This is a genomic window from Pseudomonas sp. LAMO17WK12:I5 (assembly GCF_900215165.1).
In the GTDB taxonomy this organism is placed as follows: domain Bacteria; phylum Pseudomonadota; class Gammaproteobacteria; order Pseudomonadales; family Pseudomonadaceae; genus Aquipseudomonas; species Aquipseudomonas putida_A.
Genome location: NZ_OBDS01000018.1, coordinates 14707 through 39778, shown reverse-complemented (window position 1 = coordinate 39778; position 25072 = coordinate 14707). Strand labels below are relative to the sequence as shown.

Genomic DNA, 25072 nt, shown 5'->3' with positions numbered 1-25072 from the left:
CGAATGTGCTGCCGTCATCGCGGGCAAGCCCGCTCCCACAGGGGGATGAGTTGTCCCGGGATCTGCGTCTGAAACTCACAAGAAATACTTGAGGTTGAACCCGACGTTGTCGCGGTCGCGAATCCCGTTGTTCTGCCCGCCGCCCCAAAAGTTGGTGTACTGCACCTCGGCTTCGAGCTTGTTCTGGTAGTTGGCCTTGATCCCCAGGGTGTAGGCCTTGCGCCCGTCGATGGTGTTGCCGGCCTGATAGCTGTTGCCCTTGAAGTCGTCCTTGTAGACGACGTAAGGCGACACGTTGACCCCGGCGTACACGTCGTTCCAAGTGCCGTTGAACATCACCGTGTAGCTGTAGGAGTTGCGGTTGACCTGATCATCACGATCACCGCCGGACACATAAGAGGTGTTGCCGGTACCGGCGTAATAACGCGTGCTGCCGTCGTAGGCGGTGTATTGCAGACTGCTGCCGCGCAGGTGTTCGGAGGCCAGTTCGAAGATGCCGAACATCGAGTCGAACGACAGCGTCGGGCCGAAGTTGTAGATGCTGCCCAGTGAGGTGTTGAACGCTTCCACGCGCTCGGCGTTGTTGATCTCGCTGTCGAGGGTGACCATCTGCCCGCCGACATTGACGGGTTTGCCGGTCACCGCCACAGCGGCGCCGTTGGCCAGGTCGCCGATCAGATCGTTGGTGGCAGCGACACCGATCGGCAGGTTCGGTCGATAGGCGATCTCGCCGAATACTGAAGCCTGACCCAAAGTGGTGTTGAAGCTGAAACCATACATGCGGATGTCTTCGGCATAACGCCGATGTGCCTGAATGTTGCCCATCACATCGGCCGTCGCCAGACCGTTAGCCAGCGCCCCGGCCTGACTGCCAGCGACGCTGGAGAGCATGTTGGTCAGGGCATTCATGTCGATGCCCTTGTAGCCCCCCAGATCAGCGGCGATGGTCGGTTCCTTGGCGTGGTAATTGACCAGGTACAGGCCGAACTCAGTGCTGTTGAGTTCCTCGGCGATGTAGCGGAAGGCGAAGCCGAACTGGCCGTCGTTGCGCGCGTTGTAGTCCTTGCCGATCGACGCCACTTTCAGCGTATTGCCGTAGGCCGGCGTCACACCGTTGGCGTACAGGCCAGTGCTTTTCAGCGCCGGGCCGAGCAATGGGTTGTTGCCCAGTGCGCTGTACAGACCGATGACGTTGCCGAAGCCCGGCACCGGGGTATCGAGCGCGGTGCCGCTGAAGTTGTTGTAACCGGTGTTGCCGCCATCGGCGAACAGGTCGGTCTGTGAGTAGAAAGTGCCAACCGGGTCGATGCGGGTTTCCTTCCAGTTGGTCTGGTAGAAGCTTTCCAGGGTCAGCGAATCGCTGAGGCCGATGTTGAAGCTCACGGCCTCCACCGGCATCAGCACTTCCTTGACCTCGGCCCCCGGCAAACGGTATTTGGCCGCGTCCACCGGGTTGGTGGTATTGATCCCGCCGCGATAGAAAATCCCCTCGCCCCAGTTGAACACCTGACGACCGACCCGCGCAGTGACCGGCATCTGCGCCACGTCCCAGTTACCGTAGACATAAGCGTCCAGCATTTCGATCCGGCTGCCGGCGATGTCGCGGGTCTGGCTGGTGAAGCGGTCGTCCTGCGGGTAGCTCTGACTCGGCTGCGACGGGTTGTTGTTGCGGTAGTAATCGTTGCGTTTGTCCATCAACTGGGTGTCGTAGAACGCCGTGCCGCGCAGGAACATCCCGTAGTTCTGGTAGTTGGCCTCCAGCTCCGAAGTGATCTTGTACACCTCGGAAACCAGCCCGGTGTCGAAGTTGCGATTGCCGTCGTTGGTGTTGACGTCATCGTTGTTCTTGTCGCGACCCTGCACCCGCCACAAACGCCCATAGGACAGGGTCGTGTCGATCGAGCCGGTGACTTGATTGTCCAGCACGCTGAACTCCGCAGCCTGCAGCGCATCCACCGCGCAGAGTTGCAGCAGCCCTGCCAGGCCGACACCGGGAAGTGCCACGCCGGCGAGGTGCAATCGAGTGTTGATCATGGGTTCCTCCTTCCTTGTTCTTATTGTTTTTTGTGTGGCCGCGACGGCTACGGTGCCAACCCCGCGCGGACATAAATCCGGCTGTGCGCGCCGAAATGCCCGAGCAGTTTGAACAGCTGCTGATTGAGTGCCGGATGCTCGAACGTCTCGCGCTGCACCTGATTGCCGCTGCTGAAATCACTGGTCACCGGGGCCGTTTCCAGCCACTGGCCGATGGCTTCATCGAACGCCGCCGAGTCCTCTACCGACTCGGCGCTGACCACTTCGCGCAAGTAGTCCACCGAGTACGGCGGATAGTGTTGGTCTTGAGCGACATCGGCGTAGGCCGCGAGCATCGGATGCGCCTGACCGGTACGCAGCACCCGGCGCAACCAGGTTGATTGATACTTCTCGATTTCCATATGACGGGTGGCGACCCGTTCGATCGAGGCTTTTTTATCGTCGGCAAAACCGGCCAGCGCCTTGCCTTCCAGCAACAACAGACTCGGCAGCTCGACCCCGGGCAGCGGCTTGGCGTGATACGGCTGGGTCAGGTCCTGCACGTGGTGTACGCCCCATCCGAGAAAGCGGTAACCCCAGTAAGAATGGCCACTGGCAAACGCCAGGCGCGCCAGCCCCAGGTACTGATAGGCGCGCGAGTCCGGCCAACTGCGCTGAAGAAATCCGGCAGCGGCATACACCACCGCGCTCTCATGGAAGAAGCCCATGTGGAACGGCGCCTGCGAGCTGTACTGAAAACGCGCATCGCCAAACGGCTGCGGGCCGAAGCCATACAGCGCGCCGACCTCGCCGGGGTTGTCGCTGAACAGGTTGATGTCGTGACCGTAATCCGGCTCGTCGGCGGCGCTTGCCAATACCGCCAGCGCCGCGACTTTCTCGCCGTCCGCCACGCGAATGAAACGCTGACGATTCCATGGCGAAAGCGTCTGTTCGACCATCACCTGATCGGCACTGAGATGTTCGCGTTCGGGCAGGTCTTGGCCCGGCAGCGGCTGAATGACCATCGCCAGATGAATGCGCGGATTGAGTCGCAACGCGGTGAGAAAATCGTGGCGCAGATCGTCACTCGGTACGGCGGGCAGCTTCAGATTGTCGGGTCGCGGCGGGTACTGGGTGAAGTGTTCACGGGCGAAGTTTTCCTGTTGTTCCAGCAGCGCGACCACTGCCGGATACTGCTCGGCGAGAAAACGCTCCAGCGGCTCGACCTCGACCGGCGGCGCATCGCGCAGCGCCGGCAGTTCCTGCAACGCCAGATAGCTGCCCACCGTGTGGTTCGACCAGCCCCACGCCGTCGGGGCCGTTGCACAAAGCAGCAACAGGAGAAAGGTCAGCTTCATTGCTTTTAATTCTTATTGGAGGTGCCGTGGGGGTGAGCCTAACAACCGCCCCCGGCGCTGACACTGTCCGATCTCACCAGAAAAAGTCTCCGATAGCGCCATGTGCACAATAGCGAGAACACCACTGTTCCCCTGTGGGAGCGGGCTTGCTCGCGAAGGCGGTGTGTCAGCTTGCACATGAGGTGACGGGCAGGCCGCCTTCGCGAGCAAGCCCGCTCCCACAGGAGATCACCACCGTACTTTTAAGCGGGGTAACCGGTGATTTTGCGGATGCTCTGGTACAGCGGCTTGAGCTGGCGATACATGCGCAGGTACACCTCGTTGTACAAACGCTCATAGACCTGCTGTGCCTCGGGCTGCGGGGTGAATACCGTCCCGACGCGGGTCATCGCGGCGATTGCCGTGGGGAAATCCGCATACAAGCCCAACCCCACCGCACAGCAAATCGCCGCGCCCAGACCGGACGCCTCGTACACATGCGGACGCTCCGCCGGCAGACCAAAAATATTCGCCGTGAGCTGCATCGCTGCATCACTCTGCGAACCGCCACCGGCCACCCGCAGACGCTTGATCGACACCTTCGAACGCCTCTCGATGTTCTCCAGTCCCTGGCGCAACGCATACGCCAGCCCTTCCAGAATCGCCCGGTAAATGTGCGCGCGGGTGTGCACGTCGCCGAAGCCGATCATCGCGCCTTTGGCTTCCACACCCGGCTCACGAATCCCCGGCGACCAGTACGGTTGCAGCATCAGCCCCATCGACCCCGGCGGCACCGCGTTGACCAGCGCATCGAACAGTTGCTCGGGCTCGATGCCCTGCTCTTTGGCCTGCTGCATCTCACGCAGACCGAACTCGTTCTTGAACCAGCTGACCATCCAGTAACCGCGATAAATCATCACCTCGCAGTTGTACTGATCCGGCACCGCCGAGGGGTATGGCGGGATCAACGGGACGATTTCCAGATAGCGCGAACGGGTGCTGGTGATCGTCGCGGTGGTGCCGTAGGACAGGCACACCGTGCTCGTATCGACCACGCCGGAGCCGACCACTTCGCAGGCCTTGTCGGCGCCCGCGGCAATCAGCGGCAGACCCTCGGGAATCCCCGTGTGACGGCTAGCTTCGGCGCTGATGTAGCCGAGGGTTTCGCCGGGTTTGTGCAAGGTCGGCAATTGCTCGGGACGCACCGCCAGCGCCTGCCATTTCCAGTCACTGGGCGCGGCCCATTTCAACCGTTTGAAGTCGAACGGCAGATAGCCGACGCAACAACCCACCGAGTCGACAAAGCGCCCACACAAACGATGGGTGAGAAACCCCGAGAGCAGCAAAAACTTGTCGGTCGCCGCCCAGATTTCCGGTTGATGTCGGGCGATCCAGTTGGCCTCGGCCTGAGCGCGAAAATAATCCACCGTCGCCTGCGCGCCGACCAGTTTGAATAGCCAGCCCCACGGCCCCTTGATCCCGCCCTCGACTTCGCTCTGGCGCTGATCGAGCCACAGAATGGCCGGGCGCAACGGCTTGCCCTGAGCATCGACGTTGATCACCGTGCCGCGCTGAGTGGTCAGCGACACTCCGGCAATCTGCGAGCGATCAATCCCGGTTTGCGCCCACACCTGCTGACAGGCTTCGCCGAGTTTTGCCCAATAATATTCCGGGTCCTGTTCGGCCCAGCCCGGTTGCGTCGAGTAGTACGCCTGCAACTCGACCTTGCCTTTACCGAGCAGATTGCCCTGCAAATCGAAGAGCAATGCGCGCACGCTCTGGGTGCCGTTGTCGATCGCCAGCAGGTAGCGCTTGTTCGAGTGGTTATCCATGGCGCTCTCTTCAAGGGGCCTCAAGGCGTGGCATCCGGCAGGCCGTGGTGACGTTGCCACAACGCCCGGTAACGCTGCAGCTCTTGCTGCCAGTGTGCATCGTCCCAGCCCAGGCGTGGCTGGCAGAGTTGGCGGATGGCAGCGAAATGTTCTTCACCACCGCGCGCCAGCAACAGGCCCAGACGGGTGCGGCGCAGCAACAGATCATCGAGGTGCAGCACCATTTCCGCCTCACAGGCGAAGGCCAGTTCTGCCCACAAGGTGTCGGTGTTGCCGACCGTTTCGTGACCCAACTCGGCGATCAACTGCGCCAGCCGCGGCAGGTCGCGACCGTGGCGTCCGGCCAGACGTCGCCACTGTTGCGGGCTGAGTCCGGGGATCGGCAGCGGCGGCACCGGTGCGAACACTGGCGCGGCATCATCTTCGAAAGAGCGACCGAGCATATCGGCACAAGCCTTGAGCACTTCGATGGCTTGCGGGCGAAACGTCGTCAGTTTGCCGCCGGCCAACGTGACACAACCCGGCTCCTGCCACAGCACATGTTCACGGGTTTCATTCGACGGCTTGCCTTGCTGTGCACCCGCCGCGCTGCCCACCACCGGACGTACGCCGGACCAGGTCGACAGCACATCGCTCGCCGTCACTTCGGCACCTGGAAATTGTTGCGTGCAAGCCGCCAGCAGATAGTCGAGTTCGTCGGCGCTGATGCTCGCGCTCTGATCCAGATTCTCGCGATGATCGAGGTCGGTAGTGCCAACCACCGTCGCGCCTTCCCACGGAAAAACGAACACTGGCCGACGGTCGCGCTCATGCAAAAAAGTGAAGGCCTGCGCCACCGGCAAACGCCAGCCCGGCAGCAGCAGATGACTGCCGCGCAATGGCCGTAGTTGTCGCGGTGCCTCGGGCAAACGCAAACGCTCAGCCCACGCGCCCGTCGCCACCGCCAGCACGCCGCAACGCAATTGCAGCGATCCACCCGCTTCGCAGTCCTCGATCTGCACCCCACACACCCGACCGTTTTCGCGCAGCAAATGTTCGACGCGAACCCCGTTGAACACCGCCGCGCCATCGGCCCGCGCTTCGTGCAACACGCGCATCACCAGCCGTGCATCATCGGTCAGCGCATCGACAAAACAGGTGCCGCCGAGCAGGTGATTTTCCTTCACCCCCGGCGCCAGAAAACGCAATTGCTGCGCGTCATGAAAACGATGGCTGCGGCGTCCCGCCAACGCGTCGTACACCGACAACAAGCCACCGAACACACGCGGCCCGGGAAAGCCGCCACGGTAGTGCGGCATCATGAAACTCATCGGTTCCACCAGCCCCGGAGCTTCGTCGAGCAGACGCTGACGCTCGCGCACCGAATCGCGGGTCAGGCGCCACTGGCCCTTGGCGATGTAACGCAAACCGCCGTGAACCATTTTCGACGATCGGCTAGAGGTGCCCCAAGCGAAATCCCGTTGCTCCAGCAGCAGACAACGCCAGCCACGCCGCGCCGCTTCGCGCAGAATTCCAGCACCGCTGATGCCGCCGCCAATCACGATCAGGTCCCAGGTTTCGTCGGTCAATGTCGGCAAGGTTTGCTGGCGCCACGCGGCGTTCCAGTCCGGGGGCATGATCGTCACTCCTGCAACAGCGTGCCGGGGTTGAGGCGCCCGGCCGGATCGAAGTGCCTGCTCAGCGCCTGCAAGGTATCCATCGCCAGCGCGCCTTTTTCGCGCGGTAGATACGGCGCGTGATCCTTGCCGACCCCATGCTGGTGGCTGATGGTGCCGTGGTTGTCGACGATGGTCTGGCTGGCCGCGTGCTTGAGTGCCTGCCAGCGCGCCAGCGTCGCCGGATAATCCGCCGCCGGGCGAAACACGTAGGTGGTGTAGATGCTCGAACCTTCGCCGTAGACGTGGGACAGATGGGTGAACACGTGCACCCGCTCGCCCTGCGCTGCCAAGGCATCACGCAAGCTGTTTTCGATCAGGTTGAGCAGGTGGTCGACGTTGCTCCAGTCGGTGGCGGTTTCCAGAGTGTCGACCACGTAACCGGCGTTCCACAGGTTCTCGCGCAGGTAGGGGAAACGGAAGCGGTTCTGCGCCCACTTCTTGCCGAGCAAGGTGCCGGTGAACACGCCGCCGAAAGCTTTCAGATGCTGCCGCGCCTGGCTCAACGACAGCGCGTTTTGCCGACGGTTGCCGGTCACGCCGAAGGTTAGCAGGCACTTGCCTTCACCGGCACCGCGCAGGTTCAGATACTTTTCCAGCCAGGCGATCTGCTGCGGATGACCGGCCAGCGCCAGTTGGGTTTCGGTCTCCACCGCGTTCGACAGGCGCAGCATCGACAGCGGCACTCGCGCCTGCGCCAATTGGCGGATCGCTTGCAGCGCCTTGCTCCAACTGGGCAGGAACACCCCGTAAAAACGTTCATCGGCCGGCAGCGGACTGACCCGAACTTTGACCTGGGAAATGATCCCGAAGCGGCCCTCGCAACCGAGCACCACTTCGCGCAGATCAGGCCCCGCCGCCGAAGCTGGGAACGTCGGAATTTCCAAGGGCCCGGCGAAAGTTTCCAGGGTGCCGCCAGCGAACAATTGCTCGATGCGCCCGTAGCGCAACGACTGCTGACCACTGGAGCGACTGGCCACCCAACCGCCCAGCGTCGACAACTCCCACGACTGCGGGAAATGCCCCAGCGTATAGCCGCGAGCGCGCAGCTGACTTTCCACCTGCGGGCCACTGGCGCCGGGGCCGAACGTCGCCAGTTGGCTCTGCTCGTCGAGGTCGATCAGGCGATTCATCCGCGCCAGCGACACAGTCACCACCGGCCGCGCCGAATCCGGCGGATTGATATGCCCGGCCACCGAGGTGCCGCCGCCGTAGGGAATCAGGCACAGGTCCTGCTCATGGGCGAGCGCCAGCAATTGACGGATCTGCGCGGCGGTCTCGGGAAACGCCACCGCGTCCGGATAATTGCCCAGCGCACCTTCGCGCAGCGCCAGCCAATCCGGCAGGCTCTGGCCCCGGGCGTGCAGCAGGCGGTCATGGGCATCGACGCTGTACAAGGCGTGCGCCGCCAACCGTGAGACCGGCACCCGAGCCAATGCTGACTCCAGCGTGGCATCGGGCAACGCGCGCCCGGCTCCCAGTCGTTCATGGAGAAAACTCGCGCCCTGGGCCGGCAGTTCGACCACCGTTGTTGCCTCTCCCCAGCCGTTCCAGCGTCGCATGCGTGTGTCCTTCTTATGCAGTCTGATCAGTGATGTGGCAGGCCTCCATACTAGTCAGCGGCCGCAAAGTGTCACGGTCGCATCCGGCCAGTTCGAGTAGCCAATTGAGTCAAACGTCGCGCAAGTGCCAGCCATTTACTTTAGTCGGGGTTTCAAATTACCTTTCAGGCATTCATTCGCTCACGCAGGCCTTGATCAAGGGATTCGGATCATGCAATCGCTCGGCTTCACCTCGGTTCCGCCGCTGCTCAAATACGTGCGCCATGCCGAGCAACTGGGCATGGCCATCGAGCCGGCGTTGGCGGCAGCCGGATTGCAGGCGCAGCAACTGAGCGACAACAGCCTGCGCCTGCCGGGCGAAACCCATGAACGCCTGCTCGATTATTTCTGCGAGCACTCGGGCGATCCGCTGTTTGGTCTCAACGCGGCCAATTTCGTCCTGCCCAACTCCTGGAGCGTGCTCGGTTACATCACCATGAACTGCGCGACCCTGGGCGATGCCATGAGCCGGATCATGCCGTTCGAAAAACTGGTGGGCGACATGGGCGTCAGCCGCGCCGAGGTGCAGGACGGTCATGTGCACCTGATCTGGACTTGCCGCTACGAGCGTCCGCGGATTCGTCGGCATCTGGTGGAAAACGTTCTTGGCTCATGGCTGCAATATGCACGCTGGATTGCCGACACACAGATGTCGCCCGCCGCCGTGTGGCTGGAACATCCGTGCCCGCCAGATGCTACCCAGGCGCAGTACGAAGCGTTTTTCGATTGCCCGGTGCTGTTCGAGCAGGCGTATTCGGCGCTGATCGTGCCGCTGGCGTATCTGCAATTACCGCTGCGCCAGGCCGATGCGCAATTGCTGCGTACCCTGGAAGAACACGCGATGGGTTTGATGGCGACGCTGGAGGATGCATCGCTGGAACAACGGGTCAAAAGCATCCTGCGCCAGTTGCTCAAGGAAGGCTTGCCGCGCAAGGAACAGGTGGCCGAGCAGCTCGCGGTGTCGGTGCGCACGTTGCAGCGCCAGTTGCATCAGGCGGGGACGTCGTATCAGCAGATTCTTGATGATTTGCGTCAGGAGCTGGCCGAGCATTATTTGCTCAACAGCACATTGCCGATTCAGGACATTGCGCAGTATCTGGGGTTTACCGAGCCGAGGTCGTTTCATCGCACGTTCAAGAGCCGGCGCGGGATGCCGCCGGGGGAGTTTCGGCAGATGCATCGGGGGTGATGCTGCCGGCCTCTTCGCGAGCAGGCTCGCTCCCACAGGGGATTTGTGTCGTACACAAAATCTGCATTCACTGAAGATCCACTGTGGGAGCGGGCTTGCTCGCGAAGGCGCCAGTCGCCTCACCTCAATCCGACAGACAAATCCTCCGCTTCTGTAGCGCAATAAACACCTTCCAGCACACCTGTTTAAAGACACTCAGTGTTACGCCCTACTGCCTACAAATCCTTGCGCCACTGCCTACGGCTACGCCAGAATCCGCCGGCTTGTGCGCCCCGGAGGCCGTCGGTAACTTGAGTCCGTCACTGATTTCCAGTGATCGGGTTTAGTAGCCCGAGGTTTTTGGGGCGTATCGCTCATCAGACAGTCAGGTCTTGCCTGAACGTTATGGTGGCTGTGCGCAGGGCGCCCTCGGGCGCGCCGGTTTCCCAGATCCCCGGTCTACTAACCTGCGCACGGCTGCCTCCATTTCTTTTAGTAGGGAAACGGCGGCCAGCCCTCAATGAGGATCTGGCAAATGTTCAAAGTTACACCCAACCCGCCGCCCACCGACGCGGCCTCCCCCTACGAATCCCCCGAATCAAAAAAATTCCACGAAGCCGCCGAGCGCGCCCTCGACCACTACCTCGGCCCACCGAGGCCCGCGATCATGGCCACCCCGTACCAGCCCAATCGTCTCTACATGGCCAATCCGGCCAGCGGCACCGAACCGTTGCTGGCCGACGCCTGCGAATCCCTCGGCTCGGCCACCGTGATGCTCAACGACTTCGCCGGGCTACTGGAAGGCTCGCACCGCAAGACTCTGCAAGGCATCGCGCAAGTAGTGATGGTGGCGGAGATCGCCGTCAACCGGGTGCTGGACAAGTTAGTGCCGACCGAATAAACGAAAAAGCCCGCGGCCAGACCTTGATGGTATGGCAGCGGGCTTTTTTGCCTGTCTCGAATCAGACACTGATCGCGTTGGTGAACACCAGTCGATTACCAAACGGATCGGCAATGGTCATGTCCTGACTGCCCCACGGCATCGCCTGAATCTGTGGGTGCGAGAATTTATATTCCTTGGCCATCAGTTGCTGCTGAAACGCCTCCAGCTCATCGGTCTCGATGCGCAACGCCGAGCCAGGCGTCGCATCGCCATGATGCTCGGACAGGTGCAGCACGCACTCGCCACGGGACACCTGCAGATACAGCGGGAAGTTCGCTTCGAAACGATGCTGCCAGTCGATCTTGAAACCGAGGAAGTCGACGTAAAACTCCAACGCCTTGGCTTCATCGAAGATCCGCAGGATCGGGGTGGTTTTGCCGAAGCTCATGGGGTGCTCCCTGACTTGTTTGGCCCAAAAGTGTAGACGGGCTGGATGTCAGCAATTCGGCTTGGCGGTGGCTTTCTTTAATTGCAATGTGCCACCACTGTGACGCACTCCGCGAAACGTCAGCGAAAGTTGTTGCGCAAATCCCCGTCCCGCGCCAGAAACCGCCCTTCCCGGCGACCATTCGCCTGCCCGTCGCGATAGCTCAACACGCCATTGACCCACACCCCGTCAATCCCCTGCGCCGCCCGCTGCGGATCATGGAAATCCGCCACATCTCGCACCGTCAAAGGATCGAACAGCACCAGATCCGCCCAGTTTCCCTCGCGAATCTCGCCGCGCTCTTTCAAGCCAAATCGCGCTGCCGACAGACCGGTCATCTTGTGCACGGCGGTGTGCAACGGAAACAGCCCGACATCACGACTGAAATGTCCGAGCACCCGTGGGAAAGCGCCCCACAGGCGTGGATGCGGGAATGGGTCTTCCGGCAGTCCGTCAGAGCCGACCATCGACAGCGGATGCGCGAGGATTTTTCGTACATCCGCCTCGTCCATGCCGTAGTACACCGCGCCCGCCGGTTGCAGGCACTTGGCGGCTTCGAGCAGTGGCACGTTCCATTCGGCGGCGATGTCGATCAGGTCGCAACCGCTGACTTCGGGGTGCGGCGTCGACCAGGTGATGGTGATGCGATGGGCATCGGTGACTTGCTTCAGATCCAGCGTCGAAGAGCTCGCCGCGTAGGGATAGCAATCGCATCCTACGTGCTGGGTTTTCGCTGCTTCCTCCAACGCCGCGAGCAACTGCGGACTGCGCCCCCAATTACCGACACCGGCGCATTTGAGGTGGGAGATGATCACCGGTGACCGCGAATGACGGCCGATGCTGAACGCTTCTTCCATCGCCTCCAGCACCGGTTCGAATTCACTGCGCAGATGGGTGGTGTACACCGCGCCGAACGCCGTGAGTTCTTCGGTCAGTTGCTTCACTTCGTCGGTGGAGGCGTTAAAGGCGCTGGCGTAGGCCAGGCCTGTGGATAAACCTAGCGCGCCGGCCTCAAGGCTTTCACGCAATTGCTCGCGCATGGCGGTGATTTCGTCAGGCGTGGCGGTGCGGAACAGGTCGTCGAGGTGATTGCTGCGCAGTGCGGTGTGGCCGACCAGTGCGGCGACGTTCAGCGTGGTGTTCGCCGCTTCGACGGCGGCGCGATAATCGCTGAAGCGCGGATAGACGAACGCCGCTGCGGTACCAAGCAGGTTCATCGGGTCCGGCGGATTGCCTTTGAGACTGACCGGCGAGGCGCTGATCCCACAGTTGCCGACAATCACCGTGGTCACGCCCTGGCTGAGCTTGGGCAGCATTTCGGGCTGGCGGATGACCACGGTGTCATCGTGGGTGTGCACGTCGATGAAGCCTGGGGCGAGCACGCGGCCGGCGGCGTCGATTTCCTCCGTGGCGCGGGCATCATGCAGGTCGCCGATACGTTCGATGCGCCCGTTGAGAATCGCCACATCGGTGCGGTAGCCGGGCGTGTTGCTGCCATCAATGACGGTGGCGTTGCGGATCAGCGTGTCGTACTGCATGTCTGTCTCCCGGCGGGAGTCAGCGTCAACTCCTGCCCTTGATCAAATGGTGATCGAAGCCTTGCTCCACCAGATACCGCCAGGCTACCTGAACCTCTTCGGGGATCGCCTGTTCGACCTGAAAACCCAACGCAGGGTAAACCATGATGCGGTGCACATCGCCGACCATTTCGTCGATCAGGCCCAGCACCCCGATCAGGTTGCTGACGTCATCAGGAAAATCGAACGACGGCGCATCCACAAAGGCTTCCAGTCCGGGCCACTGCACGGGCAGGGTCAACGCCACGCGCCGGATCGAATTGGGTTTGGTCAGAAACGTCGCACGACGCACGTCGGGAAACATCGCTCGGGCAAACGCGATGTTTTCGGCAAAGTTGGTCGCGCGGGTTTCCAGGGTGAACTGCTGCGCCGTCACCCCTTGCGCCAAGGCGCGTTGGGCAAAAATATCGGCTTCGGAGCGTTCCCACAAATGCCTGGTCCAGTTGCCGGTATTGCCGGTGAACAACAGGTGGGGGGCCACGCCGTCTTTCAATAGTTGGCAAGCGTAATCGCAGACCCGCAGGTCGTAGGAGCCGCAGACCACAATCAATTCACAAGCGCTGTGTTGGCGCCCCGCACCGAGGAATTTCCAGAGCACGCTGGCGTGCTGCAACGTCAATGTCATGAGCGGGCAAACCTCTGGCTCGGGTGCGCGTTGATGAACAGCGCTCCATCGGCATAACCGTGCGCGCCCCTGCCGTCGAGCCTAAGCGCAAGCCGAGTGAAATCGGCATACACGCCTGCAGCACCATGCGCGGTCAGCGTCGGGTCGTCGCCAATGCCGATGCACAGTGCGCCGCTGCTGACCGCCGACTGCACGCCGCTGACAGAGTCTTCGAACACCAGGCATTCATCACTTTGCCGACCCAGTTGTGCCGCCGCCAGGCGATAGGGATCGGGGGCCGGTTTGCCGCTGCGTACGTCGTCGCGGCAGATGATGCTGTCGAACGCCGACGTCAGGTCGTGTTGCTGCAGAACGTGCCCGACCCGCGCCCGCCAACTGCTGGTGACCAGCGCCAAGGGCACGGCGTGCTCGCGGAGTCGGGCGATCAACGCCGCGACGCCCGGCACCAGCGCACAGTTCGTCACCTGCTCGATGGCGTCGACTTCACGCTTGATCGCCACCCGCTGTGCTTCGTCGAACTCGGCAAACAAGGTCTTGAGGGTGTAACCACCGGGGCGGCCGTGGATGTGCTCGTCAATGAACGCCTGATCGACGCTGAGCCCGTACTCGCGCGCCACGGTGGTCCAGGCGTGTTCAATCACCTCGCGCGACTGAATGAGCACGCCGTCCATATCAAAGCAGACGGCTGTAAACGTTTGTTGAGCCATGAGTTGAACTTCGCATTTTCTGATGAGCAATGAACGCCAGCACCGTTGCGACCAACGCGAACAGCGCCATCACGTAGTAGGACCACTGCGGCCGGGTCTGGTACAGGTAGCCGGCGAAAGGTGTGGCCAGGCCCATGGGCAACGCCACCGCCAGGGAGTAATAAACCCCTTGAGTAAAGACCTGAATATCCTGCGGTGCCTGGTCGCGAATAAAGCGCATGATCGCCGCGTGGTAGGCGGCAAAGCTCAGCGCGTGCAGACACTGCCCCAGCAGGATCAGCGACACCGCGTCGCTGTTGGAAAACAGCGCCCAGCGCAGTGCCGCACAGACACTGGAAAACATCACCAGGGACAACGGCGCGCAAAACGCCAGGACCTTGTTGGAGAGCGCGAACCAGGTGATTTCCGCAATCACCGCCACCGCCCAGAACATGCCAATCGCTGAGGAAGAGAAGCCCTTCACTCCCCAACCGATCGAAGCCGTGGAAAAGTACAGGGTGTGGCTCAACTGAATGAAGCTGGCGGCGGCAATCGCGATCAGCAAACTCTTGTGTGCCAATAGCGCCCGCCAGTCAGGCCGTTTGCGCGCCGGGCCGGGCGGCTCCAGATGCGCCCGCGCCACCTGGCGCTTCAGGTGCAAACACGCCACGGCGGTGAGTAACATGCTCGCTGCGATCACCAGCGGCACCCACGACTGGCTGTACTGCGCAAACAGAAAACCACCGAGGGTCGAGGTCAGGATAAAGGCCGATGAGCCTACCGCCCGCACCCAACCGTAATTCTGCAGGGCCAGTTTGTCGCGCTTGAGCAGATAGGACTCGGACAGCGGCAACACCACCATCCATACCCCTCCAAACAGCACACTCAGGCACACGAACATCCATAAGTGCGCCGGGATGAAGTAGAACAGCAACGTACATAACGCGGCGGTAACGCTCAGAACAGCGGCGAGCCGCAACTGATCCACGCGCCAGTCGGCCACATAGGTGATCAGCACCCCGGTCACCACCTGCGGCCAATACGCCGCGGCGATCAGCAAGCCGATTTCACTGGCACTGAAGCCCAGGGAATCCAGCCAGGTCGGCCAGAACGGATAGATGATCCCTTCCGCCGCAAAGAACCCGAAAAAGATTAAATACATTCGTCAACCATACGCCTGACACTCCAGAAGCAGGGCTCCCCAGGAGCCCTGAATACCATCCATTATTCGAAGCGTTGCTGGGTGAAGCTGTTTTTGCCCTTGCGCCAGACGATCAGCGATTCACTCATGACCACCAGATCGACCATGCCTTCTTTCAGCGCATCCAGTGCGTCCTGGGAAGAGCACACGATCGGCTCTTCATGGCGGTTGAACGAGGTGTTGATCAAGGCTGCCTGACCGGTTTTCTGGTGCCAGGCCGTCAGCAGGCGATGCATGAACGGGTCGCTCTGCGGGCGAATGATCTGCGGGCGCGCGGTGCCGTCGATGTGCACCACGGCCGGACTCGCCTCGCGAAATTGCGGATGGCAGTCGTAGGTCATGGTCATGGTATCGGCGGCCACTTGCTCCTCGTCCCAACCGACGTAGCAGGCCGGTGCTTGCTCAATGGCGGTGACCGGGCCGAACGGCATGAACTCGGTGCGGTGCATGCGCTTGTTGAGCCAGTCGTTCACCTCGGCATCCTGCGCGTGATAGACGATGCTGCGGTTGCACAGCGAACGCGGGCCGAACTCCATCTTGCCCTTGAACATGCCCAGCACCTGATTTTCCGTCAGGGCCTCGGTCAACACCTCGATGATGTTCGACGGCGTGTGATAACCGAGTTCAGGGTAGTCGCGATTGATCAGGTTGATGTTCTGCGAAACGCTGCGCGATTCCGGGCCAAGCATCATTGACGGATTCTTGAAGCGGGTGCCGTTTTCCAGGTACGCGGTACCGACCGCAGCAGCCAGTGCCAGGCCGCCATCGCCCATGCACGGCAGCACGTAGACGTCTTTGACGCCCGGGATCTCACGCAGACGCTGGTTGAGTTTGACGTTGCCAAACACGCCGCCGGCCAGGCACAGGTTGGCACTGCCGCGCTGGGCCAGATGATGGCTGACGGTGGCCACCAGCAGGTCTTCGCTGTGACGCTGTACAGCGGCGGCGATGTCCTCGGGGGTTTCCCGGGCAAACAGGGTTTCCAGCGGCTCGCTGTAGGTGTTGTAGGACGGCAGGAACATATCGCCGCAGCGCGCCTTGATGCGGCCGTCTTCGAAACGGATCATCTGCTGCATTACGCCCAGCAGTTTCTGCGGATCGCCGAATGCGGCCAGACCGGTGACCTTGCCTTCGTGGCGGTTGGGTTTGTAACCGAGCAGGTGGGTGATCCGGCCGTAGAAATAACCGAGGCTGTCGACACTGGTTTCGCGTTGCAGCACCGTGGTTTCTGACGGGCTGTACCAGGTGACGGTCAGCGACTGAAAGTCGCCGCGTCCGTCGCACGTCAGGGTCAACGCGTCCTCGAATGGCGAGCAGACATAGGCACCGAGCGCATGGCACTCGTGGTGATCAATGTAGTACGCCTTGCCTTGCAGACCGTTGTCGACAATGAACTGGTCGAATTCGCCGCGCTTGGCCTTGTCGTTGTTGATTTCATCGGTCACACGCTGACGGAACTGCGCAAGGCCCTGGGGGTTGCTCCGGACTTCCTCGACGATGCGATCGAAGTACAACGCCAGATGTTTGTCGGCACTGAAACCGGCGTTCCATCCATAGGCGACATGATCGACGTCTTCCAGCGACACGCCGGCCTGGCTCAACACAAACTCGATGGACTTGGCCGGCCAGATTTTATGATCCTTGATGCGGGTGAAGCGCTCTTCACTGACCGCTGAAAGAATCTGACCATCACGTACCAGGCAAGCACCCGCCAAATCATTGTTTGTAATACCCAAAATGATCATAACTATTCCTTGTTTTCGCCAATTGAGGTGACGGCTTCGCCCACGCGCGTAGCGTGCAATGCAATAACCAGAGTCAATGACAGATGCCGGCCGTCATGGCCGACCATTACTCATCGAGAGATCGCGGATTCATGTAGGTCCGCCGGGGGAATACGCCTTTACGAGAAGGCATCAATGTGTCTCGCCATCGCAAATTCCTTTTGCCAGAAAACTCCATGGGCGGTGCCGTGCTGCACGGGCCTCATGCCTGCAACACGTGGAGGGCGACATCCATCGCAGCCGTCCTCGTTTCATCGCGGTAGCAGCCTAGCCGGTAATTTCCCGAGCACCCGGCGAAGTCCCCGCTAAAAATTAAATTCCACTGGCATGCGGCGTATTTGCGGGGGTTTACCGGGACAAAAAAACGGACGATGACGGCGTGCCATTCAACTTTTCTGTTTTTGTTCCACCGCTTTCGCGAGCAAGCCCGCTCCCACCGGTTGATCGCATTCCGTCAGCCAGAATGCGGTTAACCTGTGGGAGCGGGCTTGCTCGCGAATGGCTTCACGCGGTGCAGCGTGAACTCACACCATCTCGTTACGAATCCACTCCACCACCGACGTACGCTTTGGCGCCCAGCCCAGCAGTTCACGAGCGTGTTTGCCGCGTACGCGGCTGTTCGAGCCAAGGCCGTAGTTGGCCATTTCGTAACCCCACTCGGCTTCGGCGTCTTGCAGCGGCCAGCCTTGTGGCTCGCCGAGATTCAGCGCTTCGGCCATGGCAGTGGTCATGTCAATGAACGACGCTTCGCCGCTTTCGACGAAGTAGAAAGTGCCCGGTACGTTTTTGCTCAGCGCCAGCAGATACAGGGCGACGACGTCTTCGATGTGCACGTTGGACCAGATGTTCTGGCCAGTGCCGACATGGCGCACTACGCCGCTTTTGCGCGCTTGTTTGAGCAGACGCGGCAACTGCACGCTGTCGCGATTGACGCCCAGGCTGTGGCCGTAGATCAGGGTGTTGCAGATCACCGCCGAGTTCACGCCGTCCTGTGCGGCGGCGAGGATCAGGTTGTCGATGGCCACACGGGCAGCCTTGTCGACGGTGGGTTCCGGCAGGTTGTCTTCGTAGTAGATGACGTCGCTGGACTTGCCGCCCGAAGCATCGCCGACGATGCTCGAACCGCTGGTGTGCAGGAACACTTTGTTCGAACCGCGCAGGGCACCGAGCAACGCTTCGACCGCGCCGCGATGGTCACTGCTGGCGGCGTTGATCACCGCATCGGCGGCGCGGGCCTGTTCAGCCAGCAATGTGCTGTCTTCGAGGGTGCCGATCACCGGGGTGATGCCCAAAGCTTTCAGCTCATCGGCCTGTTCGGCGCTGCGCACCAGGCCCGTGACACGGTGCCCGGCCTGAACCAGACCGGCAGCGATCGAGCCGCCGATAAACCCGGCAGCGCCGGTGATGAATACGTTCATGGAGAAACTCCCTGCGTGAATAAGTGATGCAGCGAGTATCGACCGGTCACCCCGATGGAAAAACCCGCCCTCGCCCAAATCACTGTTGCGCAGGGATCACGAATCAACCCTTGAAATCGGCGCTGGCGTACGCCGCGAGTTTGCTCTGGATGAAGTCGAGGAAGCACTGAATGCGCAGCGCCAGTTGCGAGTTCCGGTAGTACACCGCGTTGATCGGCTGGCGATAGCCGCTGTTGAATTCCGCCAGCAGCACCTTGAGGCGCCCGGCGCGAATGTCGTCGATGGTCATGAAGTGCGAGAGGCAGGCAATGCCCTGCCCTTCCAGCGCCAGATGGCGCACGGTCTCGCCGCTGGAAGCGCTGATCGCCGGGGTGATCGGCCAGCGGTCACCGTGCACGTAACGCAGCGGCCACTGATTGAGGCCTTCGTTGTGGGTGAAGCCAAGCAGGGTGTGTTCGCTCAAGTCGGCGACCTGCTGCGGCGCGCCGTGCTTTTCCAGATAGGCCGGGCTGGCGACGATCAGCAACGGGCTGCAACCCAGTGAGCGCGCATGCAACGTCGAGTCAGCAAGGGTGCCGATGCGGATGGCGACGTCGGTGCTTTGTTCCAGCAGGTCAATGATCAGGTCATTGCTGTTGAGTTCGAGCTGGATGTCCGGGTACAGGCCACGGAATTCGTCGATGTACGGCACGATGGCGTGCAGCATGAAGGGCGACGCGGCGTTGATCCGCAGGCGCCCGGACGGGGTTTGCTGGCGTGAGGACAGACGCTCTTCGAGCGCATCCATCTGATCGAGAATCAGCTTGGCCTGCTCGAAGAAATACTTGCCCTCCTCGGTCAGGTCCATGCGCCGCGTGGTGCGGTTGATCAGCGTGGTGTCGAGCTTGGCTTCCAGCCGCGACAGTGTGCGGCTGACCGCCGAGGGGGTCTGGCCGACCTGCTCGGCAGCGGCGGAAATCGAACCGCATTCGATCACGCAGACGAAAATCTGCAACTCATCGGATCTGGCTTTCACGGGTGTCCCTTATTGATCAACTGCACAAATCCATTGTGGAGAGAGAACACCCCTGTGGCGAGGGGATTTATCCCCGATGGACTGCGCAGCAGGCCCCGCTTTTCGAGATCAAGATCGGGGGGCCGCTGCGCGACCCATCGGGGATGAATCCCCTCACCACATTTACAACCCTCACCACAGTTACAACCGTAACCACATGAAATCACCTCAAGCCTTGAGACCAAACACCTGTTTCAGATGCTGCTCATACCGCGCCACATCATTCTCGATGTTCGGGCGCTTCATCACGTCCACACAGAGGAACGTCGGCAACCCGCTCATGCCCAAGAACTCGTTGGCCTTGTGGAACGGGAAATACACCGCATCCACACCCTTGGCTTCAAAGAAATCGCTCGGGTCATCAAACGCCTGCTGCGGTGCGTTCCAGGTCAGCGACAGCATGTATTGCTTGCCCTGAATCAGGCCGCCGCTGCCGTACTTCTGCGACGCGTCGGAACGGGTCCGACCATCGCTGGCATAGAGGCTGCCGTGGCCTTCGGTGAAGACTTCGTCGATGTACTTTTTCACCGTCCACGGCGCGCCCATCCACCAGCCCGGCATCTGATAAATGATTACATCGGCCCAGAGGAATTTGGCCACTTCTTCGGCGACGTCGTAACCCTCGTCGATGAACGTGGTTTTGACATCCAGACCACCGCGGTCCAGCACGCTCAGCGCGGTTTCGTGGAGGGTGGCGTTGTAACGACCGTCGGAGTGAGCGAATTTCTTGCCACCATTGAGCAACAACACTTTTTTCATCGGAACGCCTCGCGCAGCCATTGAGCTGGAGAAAGATGGGAAAACGAATGGCGGCAGGTTAACCATCCCTCTCGCGTGGAATAAGCCGCGTCGGCGCAAAATACATTTGATCAAAAAGCACGAATCGAATGCCGATTGTTGCAATAGCATTCCCGGCCATCTGCATTTGAGGAGTTGTTTTGATGAGTGAACGCCACGGTTTCATCCTGCATGCCAAGACCCGCCCGGAAAAAGCCGAGGCCTTCGAAGCGCTGTTTCGCGCCTATGTCGAGCCGAGCCGCGCCGAGCCAGGCTGCATCGAGTACCACATGCTGCGCGACAAGGAAGACCCGACGCTGTTCATCTTTTACGAGATCTGGGAAAGCCAGGCGCACCTCGACGTGCATTCGAACCTGCCGCACATGCGCGAGTTTTTCGACAACCGCATGACGTACCTGGAGCGCGATTTCGATATCCGTCGGATCGACATGCTCAGCGCCTCGTCGGCTAGCCGCTGATCAGCAAATGGGCGCCGAGTGCGCCCAGTCCGATAAAGAACACCCGCTTGAACAGCACAGCGCTGATGCGCTGACGCAACCATTGGCCGAACCACATACCCAGCATCGCCGGGATCAGCACCAGCAGCGACGCACTTAATTCGCCACTGCCCAGTGCGCCGCACCAGAACAGGCCGCCGGCCAGCGCCAGGGTCGAAACGGTGAACGACAGGCCCAGCGCCTGCACCAGTTCATCGCGCTGCAAACCCAACGCCTGCAGGTACGGCACCGCCGGAATCACGAACACACCGGTGGCCGAAGTGATAACCCCGGTGATCAGCCCGCACAGCGGACCCAGCCACGGTTCATGCCGAGGATTGACCTGCAGCGTCGGCAGCAGCAACCCGCTCAACGCATACAGCAGCAACGCCGCGCCCAGCCCACGCACCACCCAATGCCCGCCCGCCATGCCAATCGACAACGTGCCGACGGCGGTGCCGAGGAAGTTCATCAGCAGCAGCGGCCACAAGCGTTTGAGCAGCCCTTTCATATGCCCGCCGAACGCCAGTTGCCAGACATTAGTCAGCGTCGCCGGAATGATCAGCAACGCAGCTGCCTGCGACGGCGCCATAGCCAGACCAAGCAGGCCCATGGCAACGGTGGGCAGACCGAGGCCGATCACGCCTTTGACCAGCCCGGCCATGATGAAGGTGGCGACGACCAGCAGGGACAGGGCCAGGCCAAGGTTCTGGTAGAAATCTGCGAGTGCGTTCATGGCGCTACTGTGCGCTTTGGCGGGTGCGCTGAAAATCTGCCATATACTGAGGCTGCCTCCGTCAATGCAAGAGGCTGTTAATTGCTTTGCGGCTGATGGCCCCTTCGCGAGCAAGCCCGCTCCCACAGTTTTGGATTCACCACTGATCCACTGTGGGAGCGGGCTTGCTCGCGAAGAGGCCCGACCAGACACCACAAAAACCACAGGCTGCCCCATGCACTTCGACCTCACCGACCTGCGCCTCTACTTGCACATCCTCGACGCCGGCAACATCACTGCCGGTGCCGCCCGCAGTCATCTTTCGCTCGCCGCCGCCAGTGCGCGCATTCGCGCGATGGAAGCCTCGCTGGGCACCGAGTTCCTGCAGCGCGGCCGCCGTGGCGTGAGCCCGACGCCCGCTGGCAAGGCACTGGCCCACCACGCGCGCATCCTCCTGCAACAGGCCGAACGCATGCAGCAGGATCTGGCCGACTACGCGCAGGGCGTCAAAGGACAGGTGCGACTGTTGTGCAACACCACGGCGATCACCGAATACCTGCCGGAAGTGCTCGCGGACTTTTTGCGCGAGCATCCCAACCTCGACATCGATCTGCAGGAACTGCCCAGTGCCCGCATCATCCACGCCTTGCGCCAGGGCGCAGCCGATATTGGCATCGTCTCCGATGCGGTGGACACCACCGATCTGCAGACCCAGCCGTTTCGCGACGACCCGTTGCGACTGATCGCGCCGCACGGACATCCACTGGCCGACGCCGCCGAGGTCAGTTTCAGCGCCGCTTTGCACTACGATTTCGTCGGTCTGAGCACCGACAGCGCGCTGGCGATCTACCTCGAAGAACAGGCGCTGCACAGCGGCTCGCGCATGCAGGTGCGGATCCGCGCCGACGGTTTCGAAGGGGTGCTGCGCATGGTCGCCCGAGGCGCCGGCCTCGCCATCGTGCCGCTGGCGGCCATTGAACGCGCGACGCCGCGCTCATTCAACAGCATCACCCTCAACGAGCCATGGGCCCGCCGCACCCTGATGCTCTGCGCCCGGGACTTCAGCGCGCTGCCCGGTTATGCCAAAGCCTTGCTGCAAGCCTTGACTCTCCCCTGAGGGGCAGACTTCATCCTTGGCGTTCAACGGCAAGGAGCATGACCATGGGCAAACGCATTCTGCTGATTCTCGGCCATCCCGGCGCGACGAGTTTCTGCGCCGCACTCGCCGAGCGCTATGCACAATCGGCGCTCGATGCCGGACACCAGGTGCGTCAGCTACGCCTGGGGGAGATGGCTTTTGACCCGGTGTTGCGCCAGGGGTATCAACAGGTTCAAGCGCTGGAAGAAGACTTGAGCCGCGCGCAATCCGACATCCTTTGGGCCGAACATCTGACGCTGGTCTACCCGATCTGGTGGGGCGGCATTCCAGCGCTGCTCAAAGGTTTTTTTGATCGGGTGTTGCTGCCGGGATTCGCCTTCAAATACCGAAAAGGCAAACCCTTTCCCGATCAGTTGCTCAAGGGGCGCACCGCGCATTTGCTGGTGACGATGGACACGCCACTCTGGTATTACCGCTGGATCTACCGGATGCCGGGACTGCATCAGGTGCGCAAGACCACCCTGCAGTTCTGTGGTATCAACCCCCTGCGCACGCTGACCTTCGGTCCGCTGCTTGAGTCCAGCGACCGGCAGCGCCAGCGCTGGCTGCAACAGGCGCACGCTATCGCCCGCCGCTAAGTCTGCCGATAATGCGCCGCACGGTTTCACATTGAAAAAGGACTTTTATGTACATCGGCCAAGCCGCGCAACGTGCCGGCACCACCATCAAAAGCATTCGCCACTACGAGTCGATCGGTCTGCTGCCCGCGCCCCGGCGCCAAGGTAAATATCGCCTCTACGACCAACAAAGCATCGAACTGCTGATCTTCATCAAATGCGCAAAAGAGATGGGCTTCAGGCTCCGGGAATTGCAGACGATTTTTGCCGCGCATCATGGCGAGGCCATGCCATGGGATCTGGCCCAACAGGCTATCGAGGCAAAAAAACGCGAGATCAACAGCAGCATCGCTGAGCTGACGCGGCAATACGCGCAACTGGAAGGTTTCGAAATCGACCTTGAACGGGCGCGGGTCGAATGCCCGCTGGAAAACCTTTGACGGTTTGCGCGTTTCTGAGCAGCTCGATGTCGAGCACAGACAACTGAGCGGCAACCGGGCGCTATAGGGTGCGAGTTGGTTTCTTTGCCATCCGCCCACTGCCTGGAGTTCCCATGACCGCGACCGCCCCCATCACCGTTCTGCGCGACACCCACCCGCTGCCGGTACTCGACGCCTGCAAATGGGAAAAACTCGAAGGTGACCCGCACACCGTCAACCTCAACGCTTACACCAGCGAAGACGGCAGCAAGATCATGGGCACCTGGATCTGCACCCCGGGCAAGTGGCGGGTCGATTATGTGAAGTGGGAGTACTGCCATTTTCAGGAAGGCTACTGCATCATCACCCCGGACGGCATGGCGCCAATCCACCTGCGAGCCGGCGACATCTTCGTGGTTGAACCGGGGATGAAAGGCACTTGGGAAGTGGTGGAGACCGTACGCAAATATTTCGTCTTCGCCTGATGCAAAAAAGCCGGGAAACCACCCGACGTGATTTCCCGGCAACACCTACTGCATTCTGGCTGACGCCATGGTTGTGGCGCCTGTGAGATTTGTGGCGAGGGGATTTATCCCCGATGGGCGCAAAGCGCCCCCCGCATTGTGTCAGTTGAAACGCAGGCTCAGTGGTTGCGACTGCTACACAGTCGATCGGGGATAAATCCCCTCACCACAAAGTCTCCGTTGCCACAAAAAGTATTGATGTCCAAGTTACTGTGGCTTGCGATAGCTGTTGATAATCGCCGAGAAGTCCTTGCCGCCCTCCCCGCGCTGGCTCATCGCCTGATACAACTGCTGCGCCACCGCGCCGAGCACCACCGGTTGATGCGCCTGACGCGCCGCTTCGGTGGCCAGCCCCAGATCCTTGAGCATCAGTTCGGCACCAAACCCACCGGTATAACCGCGCGAGGCCGGCGCCGTTTCGACGATGCCCGGCCACGGGTTGTACATTTCCGAACTCCAGCAACGCCCGGTCGAGCTGTTGATGATCCCGGCCAGCACCGAAGTGTCGATCCCCAGTGCATCACCCAGCGCCATGGCTTCGCTGACACCGACCATCGAGATTGCCAGCAGCAGGTTGTTACAGATCTTGGCGATTTGCCCGGTGCCGACTTCACCGCAATGCACGATGTTGCGGCCCATCTGCGCCAGCACCGGTTGCAGGGTGGCGAACAGTTCCGGAGTGGCGCCGACCATGAAGGTCAGCGTGCCGGCGGTCGCGCCGCCAGTGCCGCCGGAGACCGGTGCATCAGCCATGGCCACGCCTTGTTTGGCGGCAGCGGCGGCCACATCGCGGGCGGTCTGCGGATCTATGGTGCTGCAATCCACCGCCGGCACGCCTTTGCCAATACCTGCCAGCACGCCGTCCTCACCCAGCCAGACGCTGCGCACATGCACCGCCGCCGGGAGCATGGTGATCACCAGTTCGGCGTCTTCGGCGGCCTCACGGGCCGAGGCGCGGATAGTGCCGCCCAGTTGCTCAAGCTCCGCCAGCACCGTCTTGTTCAGGTCGACCAGATTCAGTGAATGGCCGGCCTTGATCAGGTTGCGCGCCATCGGCGCGCCCATGTTGCCCAGACCGATAAATGCGATTTTCATGGCCAGTC

Annotated in this window: 23 protein-coding genes; 7 read left to right on the top strand and 16 right to left on the bottom strand. The window is 61.3% G+C overall.

Translation table 11 applies throughout. From position 1 onward, the window contains the following. Positions 1 to 75 precede the first annotated feature (75 nt). From CRO59_RS27150 to CRO59_RS27130, 5 genes are all read right to left on the bottom strand, one after another. Positions 76 to 2034, bottom strand: a complete 1959-nt coding sequence (locus CRO59_RS27150; protein ID WP_097090451.1) for a DUF1302 domain-containing protein — start codon at positions 2032 to 2034, stop codon at positions 76 to 78. A 47-nt stretch (positions 2035 to 2081) separates the two neighbouring features. Then, the gene (locus CRO59_RS27145; RefSeq protein WP_097090450.1) at positions 2082 to 3371 is read right to left on the bottom strand and encodes a phospholipase; all 1290 of its coding nucleotides are present in this window, start codon (positions 3369 to 3371) and stop codon (positions 2082 to 2084) included. Between the two features lie 242 nt (positions 3372 to 3613). Then, positions 3614 to 5182: an FGGY-family carbohydrate kinase gene (locus tag CRO59_RS27140; protein WP_097090449.1), complete on the bottom strand. Its 1569-nt coding sequence runs from the start codon at positions 5180 to 5182 to the stop codon at positions 3614 to 3616. A gap of 20 nt (positions 5183 to 5202) precedes the next feature. Beyond that, positions 5203 to 6798 carry a glycerol-3-phosphate dehydrogenase/oxidase gene (locus CRO59_RS27135; RefSeq protein ID WP_097090448.1) on the bottom strand — a complete coding sequence of 532 codons (1596 nt, stop codon included), beginning with the start codon at positions 6796 to 6798 and terminating at the stop codon, positions 5203 to 5205. 5 nt (positions 6799 to 6803) lie between these two features. Next, the gene (locus CRO59_RS27130) at positions 6804 to 8399 is read right to left on the bottom strand and encodes an FAD-binding oxidoreductase (RefSeq protein WP_097090447.1); all 1596 of its coding nucleotides are present in this window, start codon (positions 8397 to 8399) and stop codon (positions 6804 to 6806) included. A 211-nt stretch (positions 8400 to 8610) separates the two neighbouring features. Between CRO59_RS27130 and CRO59_RS27125 the strand changes: the two genes are divergently transcribed. Both CRO59_RS27125 and CRO59_RS27120 read left to right on the top strand, forming a co-directional pair. Continuing rightward, positions 8611 to 9627, top strand: a complete 1017-nt coding sequence (locus tag CRO59_RS27125) for an AraC family transcriptional regulator (protein WP_027614133.1) — start codon at positions 8611 to 8613, stop codon at positions 9625 to 9627. Between the two features lie 514 nt (positions 9628 to 10141). Next, complete coding sequence (locus tag CRO59_RS27120; RefSeq protein WP_097090446.1) at positions 10142 to 10507, top strand: DUF6124 family protein; 366 nt, start codon at positions 10142 to 10144, stop codon at positions 10505 to 10507. A 61-nt stretch (positions 10508 to 10568) separates the two neighbouring features. Here the strand turns inward: CRO59_RS27120 and CRO59_RS27115 are convergent, their stop codons facing one another. The 9 genes from CRO59_RS27115 to CRO59_RS27075 all read right to left on the bottom strand — a co-directional run bounded on the left by CRO59_RS27115 (position 10569) and on the right by CRO59_RS27075 (position 20080). Beyond that, entirely contained in the window at positions 10569 to 10937 is a 369-nt protein-coding gene (locus CRO59_RS27115; RefSeq protein WP_095139854.1) for a glyoxalase superfamily protein, read from the bottom strand. A gap of 119 nt (positions 10938 to 11056) precedes the next feature. Next, a complete protein-coding gene (locus CRO59_RS27110) occupies positions 11057 to 12514 on the bottom strand; it encodes an amidohydrolase family protein (RefSeq protein WP_097090445.1) in 1458 nt (485 codons plus the stop codon). Between the two features lie 25 nt (positions 12515 to 12539). Then, the gene (locus tag CRO59_RS27105) at positions 12540 to 13178 is read right to left on the bottom strand and encodes a YdcF family protein (RefSeq protein WP_027614137.1); all 639 of its coding nucleotides are present in this window, start codon (positions 13176 to 13178) and stop codon (positions 12540 to 12542) included. Then, positions 13175 to 13849, bottom strand: coding sequence for an HAD family phosphatase (locus CRO59_RS27100; protein ID WP_027614138.1), 675 nt, complete (start codon positions 13847 to 13849; stop codon positions 13175 to 13177). The genes CRO59_RS27105 and CRO59_RS27100 overlap by 4 nt, the downstream gene beginning before the upstream one ends. Position 13850: 1 nt before the next feature. Beyond that, positions 13851 to 15026 (bottom strand): MFS transporter, encoded by a 1176-nt coding sequence (locus tag CRO59_RS27095; RefSeq protein WP_097090444.1) that lies wholly within the window; start codon positions 15024 to 15026, stop codon positions 13851 to 13853. A gap of 62 nt (positions 15027 to 15088) precedes the next feature. Continuing rightward, positions 15089 to 16810: a carbamoyltransferase C-terminal domain-containing protein gene (locus CRO59_RS27090; protein ID WP_027614140.1), complete on the bottom strand. Its 1722-nt coding sequence runs from the start codon at positions 16808 to 16810 to the stop codon at positions 15089 to 15091. 563 nt (positions 16811 to 17373) lie between these two features. Next, on the bottom strand, positions 17374 to 18267 hold the full coding sequence (locus CRO59_RS27085) for an NAD-dependent epimerase/dehydratase family protein (RefSeq protein WP_097090443.1): 894 nt from the start codon (positions 18265 to 18267) through the stop codon (positions 17374 to 17376). Positions 18268 to 18370: 103 nt separating this feature from the next. Beyond that, positions 18371 to 19282, bottom strand: a complete 912-nt coding sequence (locus tag CRO59_RS27080; RefSeq protein WP_027614142.1) for a LysR family transcriptional regulator — start codon at positions 19280 to 19282, stop codon at positions 18371 to 18373. A 207-nt stretch (positions 19283 to 19489) separates the two neighbouring features. Continuing rightward, positions 19490 to 20080 (bottom strand): NAD(P)H-dependent oxidoreductase, encoded by a 591-nt coding sequence (locus tag CRO59_RS27075; RefSeq protein ID WP_095139858.1) that lies wholly within the window; start codon positions 20078 to 20080, stop codon positions 19490 to 19492. A 182-nt stretch (positions 20081 to 20262) separates the two neighbouring features. Here CRO59_RS27075 and CRO59_RS27070 point away from each other — a divergent pair, with 182 nt between their 5' ends. Continuing rightward, positions 20263 to 20577 carry a putative quinol monooxygenase gene (locus CRO59_RS27070; protein ID WP_027614144.1) on the top strand — a complete coding sequence of 105 codons (315 nt, stop codon included), beginning with the start codon at positions 20263 to 20265 and terminating at the stop codon, positions 20575 to 20577. On the opposite strand, the gene CRO59_RS27065 is transcribed toward CRO59_RS27070, so the two are convergent. Further along, positions 20567 to 21331: a sulfite exporter TauE/SafE family protein gene (locus CRO59_RS27065; protein ID WP_097090442.1), complete on the bottom strand. Its 765-nt coding sequence runs from the start codon at positions 21329 to 21331 to the stop codon at positions 20567 to 20569. The two genes, CRO59_RS27070 and CRO59_RS27065, sit on opposite strands and share 11 nt — an antisense overlap. Positions 21332 to 21545: 214 nt before the next feature. Here CRO59_RS27065 and CRO59_RS27060 point away from each other — a divergent pair, with 214 nt between their 5' ends. From CRO59_RS27060 to CRO59_RS27045, 4 genes are all read left to right on the top strand, one after another. Beyond that, the gene (locus CRO59_RS27060; protein ID WP_097090441.1) at positions 21546 to 22427 is read left to right on the top strand and encodes a LysR substrate-binding domain-containing protein; all 882 of its coding nucleotides are present in this window, start codon (positions 21546 to 21548) and stop codon (positions 22425 to 22427) included. Positions 22428 to 22471: 44 nt separating this feature from the next. Further along, positions 22472 to 23047: an NAD(P)H-dependent oxidoreductase gene (locus tag CRO59_RS27055; RefSeq protein ID WP_096795292.1), complete on the top strand. Its 576-nt coding sequence runs from the start codon at positions 22472 to 22474 to the stop codon at positions 23045 to 23047. Positions 23048 to 23094: 47 nt separating this feature from the next. After that, positions 23095 to 23466: a MerR family transcriptional regulator gene (locus tag CRO59_RS27050; RefSeq protein ID WP_097090440.1), complete on the top strand. Its 372-nt coding sequence runs from the start codon at positions 23095 to 23097 to the stop codon at positions 23464 to 23466. Positions 23467 to 23579: 113 nt separating this feature from the next. Continuing rightward, positions 23580 to 23930 (top strand): cupin domain-containing protein, encoded by a 351-nt coding sequence (locus CRO59_RS27045; RefSeq protein WP_003221437.1) that lies wholly within the window; start codon positions 23580 to 23582, stop codon positions 23928 to 23930. A 246-nt stretch (positions 23931 to 24176) separates the two neighbouring features. On the opposite strand, the gene mmsB is transcribed toward CRO59_RS27045, so the two are convergent. Continuing rightward, a complete protein-coding gene (mmsB, locus tag CRO59_RS27040) occupies positions 24177 to 25064 on the bottom strand; it encodes a 3-hydroxyisobutyrate dehydrogenase (protein WP_007962098.1) in 888 nt (295 codons plus the stop codon). Positions 25065 to 25072 lie beyond the last annotated feature (8 nt).